General features: G+C 71.2%; 17 protein-coding genes. 9 read left to right on the top strand and 8 right to left on the bottom strand.

The window, feature by feature from the left end; genetic code table 11:
* Positions 1-27 precede the first annotated feature (27 nt).
* Entirely contained in the window at positions 28-1,071 is a 1,044-nt protein-coding gene (locus JK364_RS19080) for a YihY/virulence factor BrkB family protein (protein ID WP_201852323.1), read from the top strand.
* A gap of 72 nt (positions 1,072-1,143) precedes the next feature.
* On the opposite strand, the gene JK364_RS19075 is transcribed toward JK364_RS19080, so the two are convergent.
* Positions 1,144-2,586 carry a D-alanyl-D-alanine carboxypeptidase family protein gene (locus JK364_RS19075; RefSeq protein WP_504941797.1) on the bottom strand — a complete coding sequence of 481 codons (1,443 nt, stop codon included), beginning with the start codon at positions 2,584-2,586 and terminating at the stop codon, positions 1,144-1,146.
* A gap of 10 nt (positions 2,587-2,596) precedes the next feature.
* Here JK364_RS19075 and JK364_RS55330 point away from each other — a divergent pair, with 10 nt between their 5' ends.
* Together JK364_RS55330 and JK364_RS19070 are read left to right on the top strand one after the other, a co-directional pair.
* Positions 2,597-2,848, top strand: a complete 252-nt coding sequence (locus JK364_RS55330; RefSeq protein WP_037953585.1) for an SCO4848 family membrane protein — start codon at positions 2,597-2,599, stop codon at positions 2,846-2,848.
* 69 nt (positions 2,849-2,917) lie between these two features.
* Positions 2,918-4,423 (top strand): metallophosphoesterase, encoded by a 1,506-nt coding sequence (locus JK364_RS19070; protein WP_201852322.1) that lies wholly within the window; start codon positions 2,918-2,920, stop codon positions 4,421-4,423.
* Positions 4,424-4,506: 83 nt separating this feature from the next.
* On the opposite strand, the gene JK364_RS19065 is transcribed toward JK364_RS19070, so the two are convergent.
* The 6 genes from JK364_RS19065 to JK364_RS19040 all read right to left on the bottom strand — a co-directional run bounded on the left by JK364_RS19065 (position 4,507) and on the right by JK364_RS19040 (position 10,289).
* A complete protein-coding gene (locus tag JK364_RS19065; RefSeq protein ID WP_230992179.1) occupies positions 4,507-5,937 on the bottom strand; it encodes a VanZ family protein in 1,431 nt (476 codons plus the stop codon).
* Positions 5,938-6,145: 208 nt separating this feature from the next.
* On the bottom strand, positions 6,146-6,919 hold the full coding sequence (locus JK364_RS19060) for a succinate dehydrogenase iron-sulfur subunit (RefSeq protein WP_201852321.1): 774 nt from the start codon (positions 6,917-6,919) through the stop codon (positions 6,146-6,148).
* Positions 6,919-8,673, bottom strand: a complete 1,755-nt coding sequence (gene sdhA, locus JK364_RS19055) for a succinate dehydrogenase flavoprotein subunit (RefSeq protein WP_201852320.1) — start codon at positions 8,671-8,673, stop codon at positions 6,919-6,921. Before sdhA ends, JK364_RS19060 begins: the two co-directional genes overlap by 1 nt.
* A 24-nt stretch (positions 8,674-8,697) precedes the next feature.
* Positions 8,698-9,168, bottom strand: coding sequence for a succinate dehydrogenase hydrophobic membrane anchor subunit (locus JK364_RS19050; RefSeq protein WP_037953443.1), 471 nt, complete (start codon positions 9,166-9,168; stop codon positions 8,698-8,700).
* Positions 9,169-9,173: 5 nt separating this feature from the next.
* Complete coding sequence (sdhC, locus tag JK364_RS19045) at positions 9,174-9,554, bottom strand: succinate dehydrogenase, cytochrome b556 subunit (RefSeq protein WP_014061379.1); 381 nt, start codon at positions 9,552-9,554, stop codon at positions 9,174-9,176.
* Positions 9,555-9,710: 156 nt separating this feature from the next.
* Positions 9,711-10,289 (bottom strand): 2-oxo-4-hydroxy-4-carboxy-5-ureidoimidazoline decarboxylase, encoded by a 579-nt coding sequence (locus JK364_RS19040; protein ID WP_230992178.1) that lies wholly within the window; start codon positions 10,287-10,289, stop codon positions 9,711-9,713.
* 247 nt (positions 10,290-10,536) lie between these two features.
* Between JK364_RS19040 and JK364_RS19035 the strand changes: the two genes are divergently transcribed.
* The 4 genes from JK364_RS19035 (at position 10,537) to JK364_RS19020 (ending at position 15,562) form a co-directional block, all read left to right on the top strand.
* A complete protein-coding gene (locus JK364_RS19035; RefSeq protein WP_201852319.1) occupies positions 10,537-12,210 on the top strand; it encodes a beta-N-acetylhexosaminidase in 1,674 nt (557 codons plus the stop codon).
* A 340-nt stretch (positions 12,211-12,550) separates the two neighbouring features.
* Entirely contained in the window at positions 12,551-13,615 is a 1,065-nt protein-coding gene (locus JK364_RS19030) for a DUF4328 domain-containing protein (protein WP_201852318.1), read from the top strand.
* Positions 13,616-13,676: 61 nt separating this feature from the next.
* Positions 13,677-14,357: an RNA polymerase sigma factor gene (locus tag JK364_RS19025; protein WP_201852570.1), complete on the top strand. Its 681-nt coding sequence runs from the start codon at positions 13,677-13,679 to the stop codon at positions 14,355-14,357.
* Entirely contained in the window at positions 14,357-15,562 is a 1,206-nt protein-coding gene (locus JK364_RS19020; protein WP_201852317.1) for a hypothetical protein, read from the top strand. The genes JK364_RS19025 and JK364_RS19020 overlap by 1 nt, the downstream gene beginning before the upstream one ends.
* A 238-nt stretch (positions 15,563-15,800) precedes the next feature.
* Here JK364_RS19020 and JK364_RS19015 read toward each other — a convergent pair whose 3' ends face one another.
* Positions 15,801-16,697 (bottom strand): L,D-transpeptidase family protein, encoded by an 897-nt coding sequence (locus tag JK364_RS19015; RefSeq protein ID WP_230992177.1) that lies wholly within the window; start codon positions 16,695-16,697, stop codon positions 15,801-15,803.
* Positions 16,698-16,829: 132 nt separating this feature from the next.
* On the opposite strand from JK364_RS19015, the gene JK364_RS19010 reads away from it, so the two are divergent.
* Both JK364_RS19010 and JK364_RS19005 read left to right on the top strand, forming a co-directional pair.
* A complete protein-coding gene (locus JK364_RS19010; RefSeq protein ID WP_201852316.1) occupies positions 16,830-18,419 on the top strand; it encodes an acyl-CoA mutase large subunit family protein in 1,590 nt (529 codons plus the stop codon).
* A gap of 171 nt (positions 18,420-18,590) precedes the next feature.
* The gene (locus JK364_RS19005) at positions 18,591-18,806 is read left to right on the top strand and encodes a hypothetical protein (protein WP_020870653.1); all 216 of its coding nucleotides are present in this window, start codon (positions 18,591-18,593) and stop codon (positions 18,804-18,806) included.
* The last annotated feature ends 347 nt before the right edge of the window (positions 18,807-19,153 follow it).

Here is a 19,153-nt window from a genome sequence, read left to right as displayed (position 1 = left end):
CAACGCGCAGAAGGGTAGTTGCTGATCATGGAATCGTTGACCCGGCTGCCTGTCGTCGGCCCCGCCCTGGCCTGGCTGATGCGTACCCATGCCTGGCGTACGTACGAACGGCTCGACCGCGTCCACTGGACCCGGCTCGCCGCCGCGATCACGTTCACCAGCTTCATCGCCTTCTTCCCGCTCATCGCCGTCGGGGCGGCGATCGGCGCGGCGACGCTCAGCCAGTCGCAGATGGCGCAGCTCCAGAAGAAGCTCGCCCAGCAGATCCCCGGTATCTCCGGCCAGCTCGACCTGAACGCGCTCGTCCAGAACGCCGCCACCATCGGGGTCGTCGCGGGCGCCCTGCTGCTGTTCACCGGCATCAGCTGGGTGGGCTCGCTGCGCGAGTGCCTGCGCGCCGTATGGGAGCTGGCGGAGGACCCCGGCAATCCGCTGGTGCGCAAGGTCAAGGACGCGTTCGTGCTGATCGGGCTGGGCGGCGTGGCGCTCGTCTCGTTCGCCGTGTCCGCCCTGGCCGCCACCGCCGTGGGCCGGGTCGCCCGGCTGATCGGCATCCCCGAGAACGGGGTCGGCGGCTGGCTGCTGCGGATCGCCGCGTTCCTCATCGCCGTCGGCGCCGACTTCCTGCTGCTGTGCTACGTGCTGACCTGGCTCCCCGGCGTGGAGCCGCCCCGCCGTACGGTCGCGGTCGCCGCGCTCATCGGGGCGATCGGCTTCGAACTGCTCAAGCTGCTGCTCAGCAGCTATCTGAAGGACGTGGCGGCCAAGAGCATGTACGGGGCGTTCGGGGTGCCCATCGCGCTGCTGCTGTGGATCAACTTCACCGCGAAACTCACGCTGTACTGCGCCGCCTGGACCGCCACCCCGCCCGCCGCCCAGGCCGAGCACGAGGCGGAATGGGCGGCCGAGGCGGACAAGGCCCAGCCGTCCGAGCCGGAGGAGCCGTCGGAGTCGGAGGAGCCGTCCGAGTTGTCCGAGCCGGCCGGGCTGTCCGAGCCGTCCGGGTCGCCTGAGCCGGAGATCGAAAAGCACCGCGCTGGCGGGCCGGAGGGCCCGCCGGCGGCGGCGTGACAACGGGCGGCGACCGTAAGGTGGCCACGGCGGGCGACCGTAAGGCGGTCACGGCGACCGTAAGGGCTTCGTTCAGTCGCGTGAGCGGCGGCGCACCAGCTCCGGGAGCGGCCAGCGGCGGTGCACCCCGAAGGCCACCGCGCCCAGCAGCGCCAGGGAGCCGCCCGTGATGCCCACCGCGGTCCACATACCGCCCGAGCTTCCGTCGTCCGCCGAGACGGACGCCTGGGCGTGCTTATGGCCGTCCTCGTCACCGGCCGAGGGGTGGTTCGCGCCCGCCGCGCCCGGCCGGACGAGGGTGCCGACCGGGTTCACCGAGCCCGACGCCTTGAACCCCCAGTCGAAGAGCTTCGCGGTCTCCTTGTAGACCTCGTTCATCTCCTTCTGCTGCGGATTCATGACGGTGACCAGCAGCACCCGGTTGCCGCGCTGGGCGACCCCGGTGAAGGTGGCGCCCGCGTTCGTGGTGTTGCCGTTCTTGACCCCGGCGATGCCCTTGTAGGGGTCAACGCCGAGGCCGGTCAGCAGCCGGTTGGTGTTCTGGATGCCGAAGCTGGAGCGGGTCTTCTTGCCCTTCTTGTCCTTCTCGAACGTCCCGGGGAACTGCGCGGTCGCCGTCGAGCAGTACTCCCGGAAATCCGCCTTCTGCAGCCCCGAGCGGGCGAAGAGGGTCAGGTCGTACGCGCTGCTGACCTGGCCCTTCTCGTCGTAGCCGTCCGGGGTGACCACATGGGTGTCCCGGGCGTTCAGGTACTTCGCGTGTGCCTGCATCTCCCTTACGGTCGCCGGGACCCCGCCGTTCATGGCCGCCAGCACATGCACCGCGTCGTTGCCCGAGCGCAGGAAGACGCCGAGCCACAGGTCGTGGACCGAGTAGGTGTAGTTCTCCTTGACCCCGACCAGGCTGCTGCCCTCACCCATCCCCTCCAGGTCGGACAGCTGCACCTTGTGGGTCTTCGTCTTCGGCATCTTCGGCAGCAGCGTGTCCGCGAACAGCATCTTCAGCGTGGACGCGGGCGGCAGCTGCCAGTGGGCGTTGTGCGAGGCGAGCACATCGCCCGACTCGGCGTCGGCCACCAGCCACGACTTCCCGCTGAGCCCCTTGGGCAGCGCGGGCGCGCCAGGCTTCGGGTCCACCTGGGTGTCGGGGCGGCCGAGCCGCTTCCCGCCCACCGTGGACATGTGCGCGGGCGGCTTGACCGCGTCGGTGGAGCCGCCCGGCTGGTCGGCGGCGTGCGCCGGGGTGGCGGCGAGCGGCCCGCACAGCAGGAGGGCGGCGGCGGCCAGCGGGGCCACGGCGCGGCGGGCGGGGGTGCGGCCCTTGCCGGAGATCTTGTCGGTGCTCTTGCTGGTGCTCTTGCCGGTGCTCTTACGGGTGCTGTGTCGGACGTGAGTGCTGGTGAAGGAAGGTGTGGGCACGGAGGTGAACGTACCTGTCGTCGCTGAGGAGAGCGACAGCAGCGCCGATGTATTGACGGCAGACCCCCGCGTGGGGGTATGGGAGGCCTTGCCCATACTGGAGACCATGAAGCTCAGCCGCCCCGTGTCCTGGTTCCTGCTCGCCTTCGGGGTCTGGAGCTGGGTCATCTGGTTCACCTTTGTCAAAAATTTGTGGAAGGACGCCAGCGGACTCGCCTTCGACGACTCCGGCGACCCCACCGCGTACTTTTGGGTGCATCTGCTGCTCGCGATCACCTCGTTTCTCTTGGGGACGGCGATCGGGGTGATCGGGTTGCGTGGTGTGCGCGCTCTGCGCCGGAACGACGCCTCCGAGTAGCCGTTCCAGGCAGTTGTGGCAGGCGGCCGTGGCAGGTAGTCGCGTAGTCGCCAGGGGAGGGGACCGGGGATGGTCGTGCTCTACGTCCTGATCGCACTGGTCGTCGTCGGTCTGCTGACCGGCGTCCACTGGTACGTGTGGCGGCGGCTCGTCCGCGATACGACGGCGCGCGGGGGATGGGCGCGCCGTACGGGCACGGCGGCGGCCTTCGCGCTGCCGCTGATCAGCGTCGGCGCGCTGATCGCGGGCCGCGCGGGCGCGCCCTTCCTCCTCCAGCGCGCCCTCGCCTGGCCGGGCTACCTCTGGCTCGCCCTCCTCCTGTACCTGACCCTGGCCCTCCTGGCGGGCGAGGCGGTACGCCCCCTGCTTGTGCGGTCGACCGAGGGCCCGGGGGCGTCAGGCAGCCCGTCAGGCGGGCTGCCGACTGCCTTCGCCGACGACAGCGGCGCCGCCGCTCCCGCTCCCGCTCCCGCTCCGGCGGCCGTCGGCACGGGCGGCCGCGAGGGCTCGGCGGCCGAAGGCGGCGCGGGCGCGGCGGCCGGAGATGGCCTGGGCGCGGCTGTGGTGAGTGAAGCCGAGGCCGTCGCCGACGGGGCCATCGAGGCCCCGGCTGGGGTGGCGGGGCCCGGCGTGGCCGGGGCGGTCAAGGTCGCCGAGGGCGACGCCGCCAAGCCCACCGCACAGGCGGCCGCCAAGGGCGGCGCGGCGGACCCCGTGGACGCCGTGGATCCCGTGGACCCCGCCCCCGCGCCCTCTCGTCGCCTCTTCGTCGCGCGGGCCGTCGCCGTCGGGGCCACTGCCGTGGCGGCCGGGACGGTGGGGTACGGGACGTACACCGTGTTGCGTGGGCCGCGGATCAAGCGGGTCACCGTGCCGCTCGCCAAGCTGCCGCGCCGGGCGCACGGCTTCCGGATCGCCGTCGTCAGCGATATCCACCTCGGGCCGATCCTGGGCCGCGATCACACCCGGCGGGTGGTCGAGGCGGTCAACCGCACCAACCCCGACCTCGTCGCCGTCGTCGGCGACCTCGTGGACGGCAGCGTGGCCGACCTCGGCCCGGCCGCCGAGCCGCTGCGCGGGCTGAGCGCCCGCCACGGCAGCTACTTCGTCACCGGTAACCACGAGTACTACTCGGGCGCCGCCGAGTGGGTGGACCACGTCCGCGAGCTGGGCCTGCGGCCCCTGGAGAACGAGCGCACCGAGCTGCCCGGCTTCGATCTCGCCGGGGTGAACGACGTCGCGGGCGAGAGCGAGGGCCACGGTCCCGACTTCGGTAAGGCGCTCGGCGACCGCGACCGCTCACGCGCCTCCGTGCTGCTCGCCCATCAGCCGGTGGTGATCCACGATGCGGTGAAGGCGGGCGTGGATCTTCAGCTCTCCGGCCACACCCACGGTGGTCAGCTGTGGCCCGGCACCTATGTGGCCGAGCTCGCCAACCCGACCGCCGCCGGGCTCGAGCGGTACGGCGACACCCAGCTCTATGTGACCCGTGGCGCGGGCGCCTGGGGCCCGCCGGTACGGGTCGGGGCGCCCCCGGACGTCACCGTCGTGGAGCTCGCCTCGACCCGCGCCTGAACGCCCGCGCCCGGCTCGCCGCCGGCCCGTCCTCAGCCTGCCCGGCGCGGGCCCCGGCCTGTCCGGCGCGGATGGGTCAGATGTCAAAGCCGGAGGCGCGGACCAGTGGTGGTCACGGTGACCACCGGGCGGCCGGGTGCGGCCGCCGGTGCGTCCTCGGCCGCCCGCGCCACCTCGACCGGAGCGGGCCGGTCAGCGTCCGGAGCAGCGGGCCGGTCGGCGGGCGAAGCACCAAGCCGGTCAGCGGGCGGAGCGGGCCGGTCGGCGGGCGAAGCACCAAGTCGGTCAACAGGCCGGTCAGCAGGTCGCTCAGCGGCCCGTACAGCCGCCCGCACCGCCCGCCTGTGTGGCAGCGTCGCGTTGCGGATGCCCGAGATGCGGTCGTGCGGGGCCAGCCGGTCCGGGTGGCGCAGCGTCTTCCGTACGCACGCCGCCGTCAGCGTGAACCCGACCAGCACCGCCAGCAGTTGAGCGGGGCCCAGCGCCAGGAGAATCGCCGCCGCGCCCTGCGTGCCCGAGTCGCGGACGGTGGCGAACAGGCCCGACGGATACGGCTCGTTCAGCAGCGTCAGCACGGCCAGGAACAGCCCCGCCAGGAACGGCATCACCAACGCCCCGATCAGCAGCGCGCGCAGGGTCAGCCGCCAGGCCACCAGCGGGCCGCCGTCGTCCGCCACCAGCTTCAGCAGCAACAGCCGCTTTCCGGGGGTCGCCCCGGTCGCCAGGGGCAGCAGCACGAACCAGGCCACGAAGATTCCCACCGGCATCCAGGTCGGGGCCGATCCGCCCTGGTAGGTCAGCACGGCGGCGGTGAACACCGAGGCGACGACATATCCGGCCACATCCACGACCAGTGCCGTCAGCCGCCGCCCGACTGGAACCGGCCGCGCCGCCAGCGCCCGCCCGTCCAGCGTCTCCAGCGTCGGCAGCATCCGCGCGAGCGGCCCGGCCAGCAGCCAACCGGTCATCGCCCCGGCCGTGTTGACGATCAGGTCGTCCACGTCGAAGAGCCGGTACGGGCAGTTGTAGAGGCCCCAGACCCCGCTCCACTGCGTCAGCTCGAAGGACAGCGAGACCGCGAAGCCGATCGCGGCGGCGGCGGGCAGCGAGCGCCGGAAGTGATAGCGCAGGAAGATGCCGAGCGGCAGGAGCAGCAGCAGGTTGAAGACGGTTCCGGCGACGGCGGGGTTCTGGAGGACCAGCGCGTTGAGCCCGACCTTGTGGTCCGCTTCCTTCCAGATGTCTCTGAAGGTGTTCCCGGGCATCCACTGCGGATGGGCCACCATCGCGAACCGCCGGCACATGTCGGCGGTCTGCTGCGGCAGCGGCACGATCGTCATGCAGAAGGCCGTGAGCGAGTAGTAGAGGAAGCCGTACAGCGACAGCGCCCGCCCTCGGGACATCACGCCGTGACGGCGGTACAGGGTGACGGCTGTCGGCAGTAACAGTAAGAGCGCCAGCAGCGGGAAGAGCGCGGCAGCGGTCTTGATCGGGAGAACGTAGGCGGTGGCCATGCACACGACTATACGCCATGTGTATACCTAGGGTGTATAGCTCTCGGTGGCTCGCAACGACGAAGGCCCCGCCCCCGGAAACCCGGGAAGCGGGGCCCTCGCCCGCAAGCTCCTAGGGAGCCACAGCCCTCGTGACTCAGAAGCGCACTCAGAAGCGCATTCGGAAGCCCACTCAGAGGCGCACTCGAAAGCGCATTCGCAAGCCCACTCAGAAGCGCCGCGTGATCAGCGCGCGCTTCACCTCCTGGATGGCCTTCGTGACCTCGATCCCCCGCGGGCACGCCTCCGTGCAGTTGAAGGTCGTACGGCAGCGCCAGACGCCGTCCTTGTCGTTCAGGATCTCCAGCCGCTGCTCACCACCCTCGTCACGCGAGTCGAAGATGAAGCGGTGCGCGTTGACGATCGCCGCCGGGCCGAAGTACTGGCCGTCGTTCCAGAACACCGGGCACGACGAGGTGCACGCGGCGCACAGGATGCACTTGGTGGTGTCGTCGAACCGCTCGCGGTCCGCCGCGGACTGCAGCCGCTCACGCGTCGGCTCGTTGCCCGTCGTGATCAGGAAGGGCATCACATCGCGGTAGGCCTGGAAGAACGGCTCCATGTCCACGATCAGGTCCTTGAGGACCGTGAGCCCCTTGATGGGCTCGACCGTGATGGGCTTCTCCGGGCTGATGTCCTTGATCAGCGTCTTGCAGGCCAGCCGGTTGCGGCCGTTGATCCGCATCGCGTCGGACCCGCAGATGCCGTGGGCGCAGGAGCGGCGGAAGGTCAGGGTGCCGTCCTGCTCCCACTTGATCTTGTGGAGGCCGTCGAGGACGCGCTCCTTCGGATCCATGTCGATCTGGAAGTCCTCCCAGACCGCCTGGTCCGAGACCTCCGGGTTGAAGCGCCGGATCCGGAAGGTGACGGTGATCAGGTGCGAGGCGGTGGCGTCGGCCGCCTCGGGGGCCTGGTCGGACTTCTCAAGCGTGGGGGTGCTCATCAGTACTTACGCTCCATCGGCTGGTAGCGGGTCTGCACGACCGGCTTGTAGTCGAGGCGGATGGACTCGGAGCCGTCCGCGCCCACCTCTCGGTACGCCATGGTGTGCCGCATGAAGTTGACGTCGTCGCGGTTCGGGTAGTCCTCGCGGTAGTGACCGCCGCGCGACTCCTTGCGGGCCAGGGCGGAGATGGCCATGACCTCGGCCAGGTCGAGCAGGTTGCCCAGCTCGATGGCCTCCAGCAGATCGGTGTTGAACCGCTTGCCCTTGTCCTGGACGCTGACGTTCTTGAAGCGCTCGCGCAGGTGGCCGATCTCCTCGACGGCCTCCTTGAGCGTCTGCTCGGTGCGGAAGACCATGACGTTCTTGTCCATGGTCTCCTGGAGCGCCTTGCGGACCTCGGTGACCCGCTCGGTGCCGGTCGCGTCCCGCAGGTTCTCGACCTGCGCCTGGACGAACGCGGACGGGTCCTCCGGAAGCTCGACGAAGTCGGCCGTGGCCGAGTACTCCGCGGCGGCGATGCCCGCCCGGCGGCCGAAGACGTTGATGTCGAGCAGCGAGTTGGTGCCCAGGCGGTTGGCGCCGTGCACCGAGACGCAGGCGACCTCGCCGGCCGCGTACAGGCCGGGCACGACGGTGTCGTTGTCCGCCAGCACCTCGCCCTGGACGTTGGTCGGGATGCCGCCCATCGTGTAGTGCGCGGTGGGCTGGATCGGGATCGGGTCCGTGTACGGCTCGATGCCGAGGTAGGTCCGCGCGAACTCGGTGATGTCGGGCAGCTTGGCGTCGAGCTGCTCCGGCGGCAGGTGGGTGAGGTCCAGGTAGACGTGGTCGCCCTCGGGGCCGCAGCCGCGGCCCTCGCGGATCTCGGTGTAGATCGACCGCGAGACCACGTCGCGCGAGGCGAGGTCCTTCATGACCGGCGCGTACTTCTCCATGAAGCGCTCGCCGTCCTTGTTGCGGAGGATGCCGCCCTCACCGCGGGCGCCCTCCGTCAGCAGGATGCCCATCCGCCAGATGCCGGTCGGGTGGAACTGGAAGAACTCCATGTCCTCCAGCGGCAGCCCGCGCCGGTAGGCGACCGCCTGGCCGTCACCGGTGAGGGTGTGGGCGTTGGAGGTCACCTTGAAGAACTTGCCGCAGCCGCCCGAGGCGAAGACGACGGCCTTCGCCTGGAAGACGTGCAGCTCGCCGGTGGCCAGCTCGTACGCCACCACACCGGCGGTGCGCTTGACCCCGTCGACCTCGGTCATCAGGAGGTCCAGGACGTAGAACTCGTTGTAGAACTCCACGCCCTCCTTGACGCAGTTCTGGTACAGCGTCTGGAGGATCATGTGACCGGTGCGGTCCGAGGCGTAGCAGGACCGGCGGACCGGGGCCTCGCCGTGGTTCCGGCTGTGGCCGCCGAAGCGGCGCTGGTCGATGGTGCCGTTCGGGGTCCGGTTGAACGGCAGGCCCATCTTCTCGAGGTCCAGGACCGAGTCGATGGCCTCCTTCGCCAGGATCTCGGCGGCGTCCTGGTCGACCAGGTAGTCACCGCCCTTGATCGTGTCGAAGGTGTGCCACTCCCAGTTGTCCTCCTCGACGTTGGCGAGGGCGGCGGCCATGCCGCCCTGCGCGGCGCCGGTGTGGGACCGGGTCGGGTAGAGCTTGGTGAGCACCGCGGTGCGGCTGCGCTTGGTCGACTCGATGGCCGCGCGCATTCCGGCCCCGCCGGCGCCGACGATGACGGTGTCGTACTTGTGGATCTTCATGAGTGGATACCTCAGCCCCGGGGCCTAGCGGATGTTCGGGTCGAAGGTGAAGATCACCAGAGTGCCGAGCACGATGGTGAATCCCGCCGCCGTGTAGAGCAGCGCCTTCAGCCACAGGCGGGTGTTGTCCCGCTCCGCGTAGTCGTTGATGATCGTGCGCAGGCCGTTCGCGCCGTGCAGCGTGGCGAGCCAGAGCATGATCAGATCCCATGCCTGCCAGAACGGCGAGGCCCAGCGGCCGGCCACGAAGGCGAAGCCGATCTTGGTGACACCGCCGTCCAGCACCAGCTGGATCAGCAGATGGCCCAGGACCAGGACGACCAGCAGGACGCCGGACAGGCGCATGAAGAGCCAGCCGTACATCTCGAAGTTCGTCCGGGTCGCCCTGGGCGTCTTACGGGTGCGGGCCCGCGGCGGCTCGATGACCGGAGCCGGATGATCCACGTCGTACGCGCTGACCGCGTCGCTCGCGGGGGTGGTGGTCTCGGCGGACATGTGCGTCAGCTCCCGAACAGTTCGCGCAGCGTGTGCTGGAGGATCGGGTAGAAGGCACCGGCCATCAGCACGACCCAGATACCGACGACGCCCCAGAGCATCTGACGCTGGTACCTCGCGCCCTTGGACCAGAAGTCGACGGCGATGACGCGAAGGCCGTTGAGAGCGTGAAACAGGATGGCGGCCACCAGGCCGTACTCCATCAGGTTCACGACGGGATTCTTGTACGTGGCGACCACGTTGTCGTACGCCTCGGGCGAGACGCGGACCAGCGAGGTGTCCAGCACATGTACGAACAGGAAGAAGAAGATGAGGACGCCGGTGACTCGATGAGCCACCCAGGACCACATACCTTCCCGGCCGCGATACAGCGTTCCAGCCGGCACGGAAAAACCCTCCGGAAGCGGGATTGGGGCCTGCCGGCTTCACGGTCGGTCGGGCCCGGCCGGGTACGGTCCACCGGCCCTGGCCATCGTACCGACGTGTTGTCGGAGGAACCCTCCGGGGGGCTCAAGTGTGATCGATCAAGCACGGACGGGCGATCATGCGATCCGGAAACCGGGCACTTCCGGCGAACGGGACCGATTCCCGGTCAGCCGGGCCAGTCTGCCCCGGGCGATGCGCCGCAGCTCCTCGGCGGTGTTGTCGCGCTCCCGCTCCCACTCGTTGCCCAGCCGGTCCCGGATCCCGGTCAGCAGCCGGTCCAGCCGCTCCTCGGGCCGCAGACCATCCAGACAGATGACGAAAACGTGACCGAACCGACGCTCGTACGCGTCGTGGGCGGCCCGGAGCGCGGTGTGCGCGGCCGGCGACCCCAGGCCGTCGGCGGGCGGCAGCTCATGGCCGACGACCGACTCGTCCGCGAGCGCCTCGTCCAGATCGGCGGGGGTGAGGTCATAGCTGGCCTCGTCCCCGGCGGCCAGCAGCGCCTCCAGATCCGGGTACGGGCGGTGGGCCGCGATCAGCCGGGCCCAGCGGCGGCTGCCGCAACAGGAGAGGAGCGCGGCCTCGGCCGCGTCGGCGGGGGCGGTGTTGAGCCGGTCGAGGCGGGGGGCGGCGGCGCGGGACCTGGACCTGGACAGCGTGGACTCCTCGGACACGCATGAGGCGCGCACACGCATGAGGCGCGCATGGGAACGGACGCCCGGGGGAGACGGACCCGGGGGAGGCGTGGGACACATGGGCTGGGCGCGTGAGCAGTACACGCTAACGACGCGGGGAGGCGGGTGCGTCGGAGGGAACGCGATATCACCCGAACGGGGAGGTTTTACCGCATGCGGTGGACGGCATTCGGGGCGCAGGGCTTTTTTCGGCCACAAGCGGCCGAACGCGTGAAGCGGGGAGGGTCCGAGGAGGAGGTACACCGCCATGGGATTGCCGCTCAGAGCCACCAAGGCGTCCTGCGTCCGTGCCACCAAGGCGTCCTGTGTCCGTGGTGTCGTCGCGGGGGCCGTCGGCGCGCTCGTCCTGACAACCCTCGGCTGTCAGCAGACGGAAGGCGGGCAGCACCCGTCGGGCACCCGCTCCTCGCCCGCGCGGTCCTCCCCACACGCCACGACCGCCACCTCGGCACGGTCCCCCTCGGCCGTCCCGCCGCACGCCACGGCGACCTCCGCGCCGCCCCGCACCATCCCCTCCGTCCGCGACTTCACCCCGGCCTCGGGCCCCGGCTGGCGGCCCGGCGACACCAGCCGGGTGGTGGCCGACCTCAAGGGCCCGCTCGCCGACGAGGCCCGCATGATCGCCGCGGAGCTGGGGCTGCGCACCACCTCCGGCCCCGCCCGCCGCGGTGACCTCTCCCTCGCCCTCGCCCCGGAACAGAGCGGCGGCGCCGAGGCGTACACCCTGAAGGTCGCGGGCGGCCGCGCCCGGATCACCGGCCCCGCCGACGCGGGCGTCTTCTACGGCACCCGCACCGTGAAACAGGCCCTGCGCTCCGGCGGCCGGCTCCCCGAGGGCGTGATCCACGACCGGCCCGGCCGTGCCCAGCGCGGCCTCAACCTGGACATCGCGCGCAAGTTCTACCCGGTCGGATGGATCGAGGCCCGGATGCGCGAGATGGCCGATCTCAAGCTCAATCAGCTGGCCCTGCACTTCTCGGACGATCAGGGCTTCCGCATCCAGAGCACCAGCCACCCCGAGATCGTCTCGTCCCCGCACCTCACCAAGGACCAGGTCCGGCAGATCGTCGCGCTCGGGCAGCGGCTGCACATCACCGTCATCCCCGAGATCGACTCGCCGGGCCACCTCGGCGCCGTCATCCGGGCCCATCCGCAGCTCCAGCTGCGCAACGCGGGCGGCACCACCTTCCAGGGCTCGGTGGACATCTCCAATCCGGCCGCGGCCCGCATCGTCGATGACCTGATGCGCGAGTACGCCCCGCTCTTCCCCGGCCGCTGGTGGCACCTGGGCGCCGATGAGTACCTCGCGCTGACCGTCAAGGACCCCCAGGCGTCGTTCCCCAAGCTGGCGGCCGCCGCCAAGCGGAAGTACGGGCCCAGCGCCCGGGTGCAGGATCTGGTCACCGGCTGGCTGAACGACCGGGCCCGGCTCGCGCGGCAGCTCGGCAAGCAGCCCAAGGCGTGGAACGACGGCTTCTTCGCGGGCGGCGTGGTCCAGCCCGCGAAGTACATCGAGGTCGAGTACTGGACGGGACGGCTGAAGGAGACGGCACGGCAGCCGCAGGAGTATCTGAAGGAGGGCCGCAAGGTGGTCAACCTCAACGACTCCTTCCTCTACTACGTACTCGGCCAGCCCGGCGGCTTCACCTATCCGACCGGGGAAGGCATCTACGAGGACTGGTCCCCGGCGGTACTGCGCGGCTCCACGCCCGTCGCCGACAAGAGCCTGACCGGACCCGACCGGATCCTCGGCGCCCGCTTCGCGATCTGGGGCGACCGCCCCGAGGCCCAGACCCCCGCCCAGGTGGCCCAGGGCATCCGGCTGCCGCTCGCGGCGCTGGCGCAGCGGGTGTGGGACCCCGGGAAGCCGCCGCTGAGCTGGTCCGGCTTCACCCGGCTCGCGGAGCGGCTGGGGGTCTGAGCGCGGCGGCCACCGGGCCTGAGCACGCGTTCCCGGGAGCGTTCCGAGAGGGAGAAAAGAAGGACGGTCGGGGCCGCCACCCCCCACAGGAGAGGCCCCGACCGTCGATCAGGAGAGCCTGGATCAGGCTCGTACCCCTTACAGCGTCGCACGCCTCGATTACGTCACACCTCCCCTTGCACGAAACCGGGGACTTCACCCCGTTGTCCGGGGCTCGTTCCGCTCTGGACGGGACCGGTCGGATGCCCGTAACGTGCAGGTCCGCGCTCTGGGCGCGGTCAGAGGCTTATTTTCTCGCGTGGCCCGGAGCGGTCACGTTCCCAGGGGGACTCAAAAGACCATGTATCCGTGTGGGAACTGCCGCGCTGTCGCCGTCGGCCCCGACGGGCGCTGTGCCGCATGCGGGACCTACCAGCAGCAGCTCCAGCAGCAGCCGTCCGGCCCCCCGCAGCAGCCGTACGTCCCGCCGCAGCAGCCGTCCGTCCCGCCGCAGGCGCCGCCGATGCCCGGCGGCTACGGCTACCCGGCCGCCCCGCCGATGGGCATGCCGACCGGCGGGGTCGATCTGCGGCGCGGGCTTTCCACCACGCTCCTCGTGCTGTTCGGGCTGGCGCTGCCCGCGCTCATCTTCCTCCTGGTGGCGCGATCCGGCCAGTACAGCGTGATCGGGGACATGCTGGACGCGGTCGAGGGCAAGTCGGTCTCCATCACCGAGGACGACCTGAACGACGCCGACGACATGTTCACCACGGCCCAGGTCATCTACTCGCTGCTCACCGTCGCGATCGCCGTGGTCTGGGCGATCTGGTTCCGGCGGCTGCGGCTGAACGCCGAGGTCTTCGCCCCCGGCCAGCACCGCTTCAGCAGCGGCTGGGCGGCCGGTTCGTGGTTCACCCCGGTGGTCAACCTCTGGTTCCCCAAGCAGATCGCCAACGACATCTGGCGCGCCAGCTCCCCGCAGGGGCCGCACGCCGTCAGCCGCGGGCTGCTGGGCGGCTGGTGGGTCACCTGGATCGTGGCGCTGGTCACCAACGCCGTCGGCGGGGTCCGGTACAACCTGCTGCGGGGCAAGGTGGAGGCCGACGACTACTCCCCTACTCCCTCGGAGGCGAAGAGCGACATCGAGAGCCTGCACTCCATCCTGGCCTTCGACATGTTCGCCATCGTGATCTTCATGGCCGCGGCGGTCCTGGCGCTGCTGCTGGTCCGGCAGATCACCGCGATGCAGGAGCAGCGGGCCTCGCTGCCCCCGCAGATGGCCGGTCCGGCACCGTACGGAATGCCGTCGCCGAACCCGTACGGCTCCCCGGCCCCCGGCTCCGCGCCGTATGGTGCCCCCCAGATGCCGCCGACCCCGCCGCCCGGCCAGCCCGGTCAGCAGTACCCGCCCTACGGGCAGGGCTAGCCCGCGGGTTACGCCGGAATCGACTGGACCACGGATTCTCCGAGTGGGGCAGGAAGAGAGCGTGCAGGGCGACGACGCGGAACTGACCGCCGCGGTGCTCGCGGCGCAGGAAGGGGACGAGACCGCCTTCCGGACCGTCTACCGGTCCGTGCACCCTCGCCTCCTCGGCTACGTGCGCACGCTGGTCGGTGATGGCGACGCGGAGGACATCACCTCGGAAGCGTGGCTGCAGATCGCCCGTGACCTGCAGCGGTTTAGCGGTGACGCGGATCGTTTCCGGGGCTGGGCGGCCCGGATAGCCCGCAATCGCGCGCTGGACCACATACGGATGCGCGGCCGCCGCCCGGCCATCGGCGGCGATGAGTCGGAGCTGGAGTTCCGGCCGTCCGACGCGGACACGGCCGGTGAGGCGATGGAGGCCATCGGCACCGGCAAGGCGCTCGGGCTGATCTCCCAGCTGCCGCAGGACCAGGCCGAGGCGGTGGTGCTCCGGGTGGTCCTCGGCCTCGACGCCAAGAGCGCGGCCGCGGTGCTGGGCAAGCGGCCCGGGGCGGTGCGCACCGCCGCCCACCGGGGGCTGCGGCGGCTCGCCGATCTGATCGGCCCCGCGGCCGGGGGCGATTCGGTGCTCGACGCGGTCCCAGGGCAACGCGAGTCACACGGCGGCGGTGCAACCAAGCCGGGTGTGGCGAAGTCTGCTGGTGTGACGGATTCACGCGCGCCAACGCAGAAGGACATGTGATGGCCGAAGACCACCGCTACAGCTGGCTGGATGACAGTGCCGCGGAGCGGTTGCTTCGCGGCGAACCGGTCGAGGAGCAGCCTGCAGCTCCCGACGGCCGGGGCGACCAGTCATATGCCGATGCGGAACGGTTGGCGGCCGTGCTCAGCGCCGCCGCCGGGGCGGGCCGTACGGCGGCCCCCTCCGACGCGTCCGCGTTTCCCGGTGAGGAGGCGGCCGTGGCCGCCTTCCGGGCGGCCCGGGTCGAGGTCGCCGCCGACGCCGAGGCGGGGTCCGTGGCCGGGGTGGCCGAAATGGACATGACCCGGCGGCCGCACCGGATCCGGCGGTTCAGAGAGAGACAGCCGCGGCTGCGGCGCCCGCTGCGCGCGGGCATGGTCGCGGTCGTGGCCGGATGTGCGCTCAGCGGATTCGCGGTGGCGGCAGCCGCGGGGGTACTGCCGACACCGTTCGGGCAGAGCGACCACACGCCGGGCCCCTCGGTGAGCATGTCGAACGGCGGTTCCGGCGGGGACTCCGCCCATCCGGAGATCTCCCAGGACGGCGGTACGACGTCGCCTGATCCCAGCGGTTCGGGCGACAACGATGCCAGCGATGTGGGGTCGAACGGCGCTCAGGGCGGAACGGTTCCCTCCGACCCGGAGGGCGACGGCAAGGGCAAGAACGGCAAGTCGAACGGTTCCTCCCAGGGGCAGCCCGGCGTGCCGCACTGGGCCCTGAGCGTCTGCCCCCGGTATCTGGACTCGGAAACGGGTGTGGGCGCGGAACTCGACAAGAAGTCGCTGAAGAAGCTGACGAAGGCGGCGGGCGGCGCGTCCGCGATCCACGGCTACTGCACGCAGGTCCTCGCCGACGACGGTACGGGCAACACCCCGCGCAGCGATGAGAGCACCGGCAGCGGCGGTGACAGCGGCGGCACGGACAGCGGCAACGGCGGCGGCAGCGGCTCCAACGGCAACGGCGGCTCCGGGTCCGGTTCCGGTTCCGGCTCCGGTGACAGTGCCGGTTCGGACAGCGGTGGCGACTCCGGCGGCGATCCGGGAAAAGGTGGCGGGGACGGCGACACAGCCCCGCCGCCCCCTCCGCCGGACACCACCACGCCGACCGACGCCACCAACCCCACGACCGCGGCTGATCCCCTGAAGTCCACGGAGTCGCCCGCCTCGGACGACCCCACGACCACCGCGGAAACGGGTGCCGGCTGAGACTCCGGCACCCAGGTGTGACGTTTTTTTCAGCGGTGACGCTGAAAGAAACGGGCCGACTGGTCATCGGCCGCGCGGGAGCCGAGGTTCCCCCCGTACCGACGGCTCCGCGCATTCGGCGCGGGCAGAGCACGTTCCCCCGGCTCTGCCCGCGCCGCCCTCTTTTTGCGCCTGAACCGGCGCCGCTCTCGCGGACCGGGTCCTCGCCGTCGGGGTTCCTCAATTGATGGTCGCGGTCCTACTTGTAGACAACGACCTTGTCGCCGGCCTTCACCTTCCCGAAGAGCGCGGCGATCTTCTTCTTGTCCCGGACGTTGACACAGCCGTGTGAGGCGCCGCTGTAGCCGCGGGCGGCGAAGTCCGAGGAGTAGTGCACCGCCTGGCCGCCGCTGAAGAACATCGCGTAGGGCATCGGCGTGTGATAGATCGTCGAGACGTGGTCCCGGCTCTTGAAGTTGACCTGGAACAGCCCCTCCCGGGTCGGGGTGTACTCCGAGCCGAAGCGCACATCCATCGCCGACACCACCCGGCCGCCCACCATCCAGGCCAGGGTGCGGCTGGTCTTGCTGATGCACAGCACCCGGCCGGTCAGGCACCGGGGGTCCGGCTTGGCCAGCGGAAGGGTGGTCGGCGGGTAGAGCTCGTCGCGGGTGGGCGGCTTCGTCGCCGAGCGCAGTGAGGTCCAGGTGCGCCGGCTCACCGAGCCGGTGGCCGTGAGGCCGTGGCCCCGCTGGTACGCGCTGACCGACGCCTGCGTGATCGTGCCGAAGTACCCGGTCGGGTTCCGGTGGAAGAGGCCGAGCGCGCGCAGCCGGGCCTGGAGCTCGCGCACCCGGTCCCCGCTGCTGCCGAAGGGGATCACCGGCGGGGCCACCCTCGGCGCGGTGCGCCGCGGCACGGCGGGGGCCGTGGTGCGCGGCGGGGGCGCCGCCACCCGCTTGGGCTTGGCCTTGTGGGTGTACGTGCGCCGCGGCCGGGGCGGCGTCTCGCGCGCGGGCGCGCTCGTACTCGTCCGGGCCTGGGGCCGTTCCTGCCCCTGGCCGTTCACGGTCGCCTCTCCCGGCCGGCACCCGGCGACCAGTGCCGCCGCCGTGGCCGTGGCCAGCGCGGTGCCGACCACCGCTGTCCGGTGCATCCGAAACCCCTCCCCTGATCTTTTTGCTCTGAATGCTTCCCGGGGCTGCCGTGGGGCGAACATCGACGCATGCTGTGAACAGGGCCCCGTACCGGGCGAACACCCGGTATCAGCCATCAGGAGGCGTGACCCATGGCGCGCGAGTCGGAGTCGGGATTCCCCGTCGAGCCGGTGTACGGGCCCGGCGCGCTCAGCGGCTGGGACCCGGCCGGGCGGCTGGGCGAGCCGGGGGAGTACCCCTTCACGCGCGGGGTCCATCCGACGATGTACACCGGCCGTCCCTGGACGATGCGGCAGTACGCGGGGTTCGGCACCGCCGCCGAGTCCAACGCCCGCTACCGGCAGTTGATCGAGCATGGCACCACCGGGCTGTCGGTGGCCTTCGACCTGCCGACCCAGATGGGCTACGACTCCGACGCGCCCCTCGCGCACGGCGAGGTCGGCAGGGTGGGCGTGGCCATCGACTCGGTCGAGGACATGCGGGTGCTGCTGGGCGGCATTCCGCTGGACCGGGTCTCGACCTCCATGACCATCAACGCGCCCGCGGCCCTGCTGCTCCTCCTCTACCAACTCGTGGCCGAGGAGCAGGGCGTGTCCGGGGCCCGGCTGACCGGCACCGTCCAGAACGACATCCTCAAGGAGTACATCGCCCGCGGCACCTATATCTTTCCGCCCGCCCCCTCCCTGCGGCTGGTCGCGGACATCTTCAAGTACTGCAAGGCCGAGCTGCCCAAGTGGAACACCATCTCGATCTCCGGCTACCACATGGCGGAGGCCGGGGCCTCGCCCGCGCAGGAGATCGCCTTCACCCTCGCCGACGGCATCGAGTACGTCCGTACGGCCGTCGCCGCGGGGATGGACATCGACGACTTCGCCCCCCGCCTCTCCTTCTTCTTCGTCTCCCGCACCACGCTGCTGGAGGAGGTCGCCAAGTTCCGGGCCGCACGGCGGATCTGGGCGCGGGTGATGCGGGAGGAGTTCGGCGCCTGCGATCCGAAGTCCCAGATGCTGCGCTTCCACACGCAGACCGCGGGCGTCCAACTCACCGCCCAGCAGCCCGAGGTGAACCTGGTGCGGGTGGCCGTCCAGGGCCTGGCCGCCGTCTTCGGCGGCACCCAGTCGCTGCACACCAACGCCTTCGACGAGGCCATCGCCCTCCCGACCGACACCTCGGCCCGGCTGGCGCTGCGCACCCAGCAGGTGCTGGCGCACGAGACCGATGTGACGGCCACCGTGGACCCCTTCGCGGGCTCCTACGCCGTCGAGTCGCTGACCGACGCCGTCGAGGAGGCCGCCGTCGACCTGATGCGGCGGGTCGAGGACCTGGGCGGTGCGGTGGCCGCCATCGAGCGGAACTTCCAGAAGGAGGAGATCGAGCGGAACGCCTACCGGATCGCCCAGGAGACGGACGCGGGGACACGGGTGGTGGTCGGAGTCAACCGCTTCCAGCTGGCGGAGGAGGCGCCGTACGAGCCGCTGCGGGTGGACCCGGAGATCGAGACCCGGCAGCGCGACCGGCTCGCCCGGCTGCGAGCGGAACGCGACCGGTCGGCGGTCGGGGCGGCGCTGTCGTCCCTGCGGAAGGCCGCCGAGAGCGAGCCGGGCACGGCCAATGTGCTCTACCCGATGAAGGACGCGCTCGCGGCGCGGGCCACGGTTGGCGAGGTCTGTGACGCGCTGCGGGAGGTGTGGGGGGCGTACAAGCCGGTGGACGCGTTCTGAGCGAGCGGCCGGGTGGCCGGATTACCGGGCTGCCGAGTTGCCGGGTTGCTGGGGTGCCGGTTCGCCACGGCTGGGCCGGTGGGCGGCTCGGCGGCGGGCGCCGGGGCGTCGGGGCGTCGGTACGAGCGGTTGCGCGGGACCGTTGTCGGCGGGCTGGGTGACACTGGACCCATGTCGTCGTCACCCCGCCGCACCTGCCCGGTCTGCACCCGAGAGATCGCGGTCGTCGGCGGGCGCTTCGCCCGCCATGACCCGCCGGGGCGGCGCTCCGCGTACGAGCTGATCTCCTGCCCCGGCTCGCGGCGGATCGCGCCGCTGCTCACGACTCCGCCAAAGCTGTTCGGGGAGGAGGAACCCCCGACATCGGGCCAGCAGGCGCTGTTCTAGCCCGCTGACGCCTGCGGCGGGCTGCTCCCCCACCCCGCCCCTCCCCGACACCTGACGATATGCGGCTGCGCCGCGTGGGGGCTCCGCCCCGGACCCAGGCCGGACGACCCGGATGCGCGCGAACGTCCGCTGCGTCGGCGTGCCGCCCGCGTTCGCGGCGGCGACGGTCGGCTGGTCGGCCCCGGGGTCCGGGGGTGGAGCGAAACCGGGGCTCCGCCCCAGGCTCCGTTCATCGGCCGCACTAGCGTGCCGACTGCGCTCGGCCAGTTGGTGCAGGTGTTCGCGGTGGCGATGGTCGGCTTGCCGACCCGGGGTCCAGGGGCGGAGCCCCTGGTTACGGGAAGGGG

Source organism: Streptomyces endocoffeicus, assembly GCF_016741935.1.
GTDB classification, from domain to species: domain Bacteria; phylum Actinomycetota; class Actinomycetes; order Streptomycetales; family Streptomycetaceae; genus Streptomyces; species Streptomyces endocoffeicus.
The sequence above is the reverse complement of the archived record's forward strand: the minus strand, read 5'-3'. Positions and strand labels throughout refer to the sequence as shown.

What these genes read in the sequence shown, in the direction of transcription:
- sdhA (WP_201852320.1), bottom strand. Translation starts at nt 8,673, where the DNA reads ATGAAGATCCACAAGTACGACACCGTCATCGTCGGCGCCGGCGGGGCC.
- JK364_RS19010 (WP_201852316.1), top strand. Translation starts at nt 16,830, where the DNA reads ATGGCGCGCGAGTCGGAGTCGGGATTCCCCGTCGAGCCGGTGTACGGG.
- JK364_RS19070 (WP_201852322.1), top strand. Translation starts at nt 2,918, where the DNA reads ATGGTCGTGCTCTACGTCCTGATCGCACTGGTCGTCGTCGGTCTGCTG.
- JK364_RS19075 (WP_504941797.1), bottom strand. Translation starts at nt 2,586, where the DNA reads ATGGGCAAGGCCTCCCATACCCCCACGCGGGGGTCTGCCGTCAATACA.
- JK364_RS19015 (WP_230992177.1), bottom strand. Translation starts at nt 16,697, where the DNA reads ATGCACCGGACAGCGGTGGTCGGCACCGCGCTGGCCACGGCCACGGCG.
- JK364_RS19065 (WP_230992179.1), bottom strand. Translation starts at nt 5,937, where the DNA reads ATGGCCACCGCCTACGTTCTCCCGATCAAGACCGCTGCCGCGCTCTTC.
- JK364_RS19060 (WP_201852321.1), bottom strand. Translation starts at nt 6,919, where the DNA reads ATGAGCACCCCCACGCTTGAGAAGTCCGACCAGGCCCCCGAGGCGGCC.
- JK364_RS19080 (WP_201852323.1), top strand. Translation starts at nt 28, where the DNA reads ATGGAATCGTTGACCCGGCTGCCTGTCGTCGGCCCCGCCCTGGCCTGG.
- JK364_RS19035 (WP_201852319.1), top strand. Translation starts at nt 10,537, where the DNA reads ATGGGATTGCCGCTCAGAGCCACCAAGGCGTCCTGCGTCCGTGCCACC.
- JK364_RS19040 (WP_230992178.1), bottom strand. Translation starts at nt 10,289, where the DNA reads ATGCGTGTGCGCGCCTCATGCGTGTCCGAGGAGTCCACGCTGTCCAGG.
- JK364_RS19020 (WP_201852317.1), top strand. Translation starts at nt 14,357, where the DNA reads ATGGCCGAAGACCACCGCTACAGCTGGCTGGATGACAGTGCCGCGGAG.
- JK364_RS19030 (WP_201852318.1), top strand. Translation starts at nt 12,551, where the DNA reads ATGTATCCGTGTGGGAACTGCCGCGCTGTCGCCGTCGGCCCCGACGGG.
- JK364_RS19050 (WP_037953443.1), bottom strand. Translation starts at nt 9,168, where the DNA reads ATGTCCGCCGAGACCACCACCCCCGCGAGCGACGCGGTCAGCGCGTAC.
- JK364_RS19005 (WP_020870653.1), top strand. Translation starts at nt 18,591, where the DNA reads ATGTCGTCGTCACCCCGCCGCACCTGCCCGGTCTGCACCCGAGAGATC.
- JK364_RS55330 (WP_037953585.1), top strand. Translation starts at nt 2,597, where the DNA reads ATGAAGCTCAGCCGCCCCGTGTCCTGGTTCCTGCTCGCCTTCGGGGTC.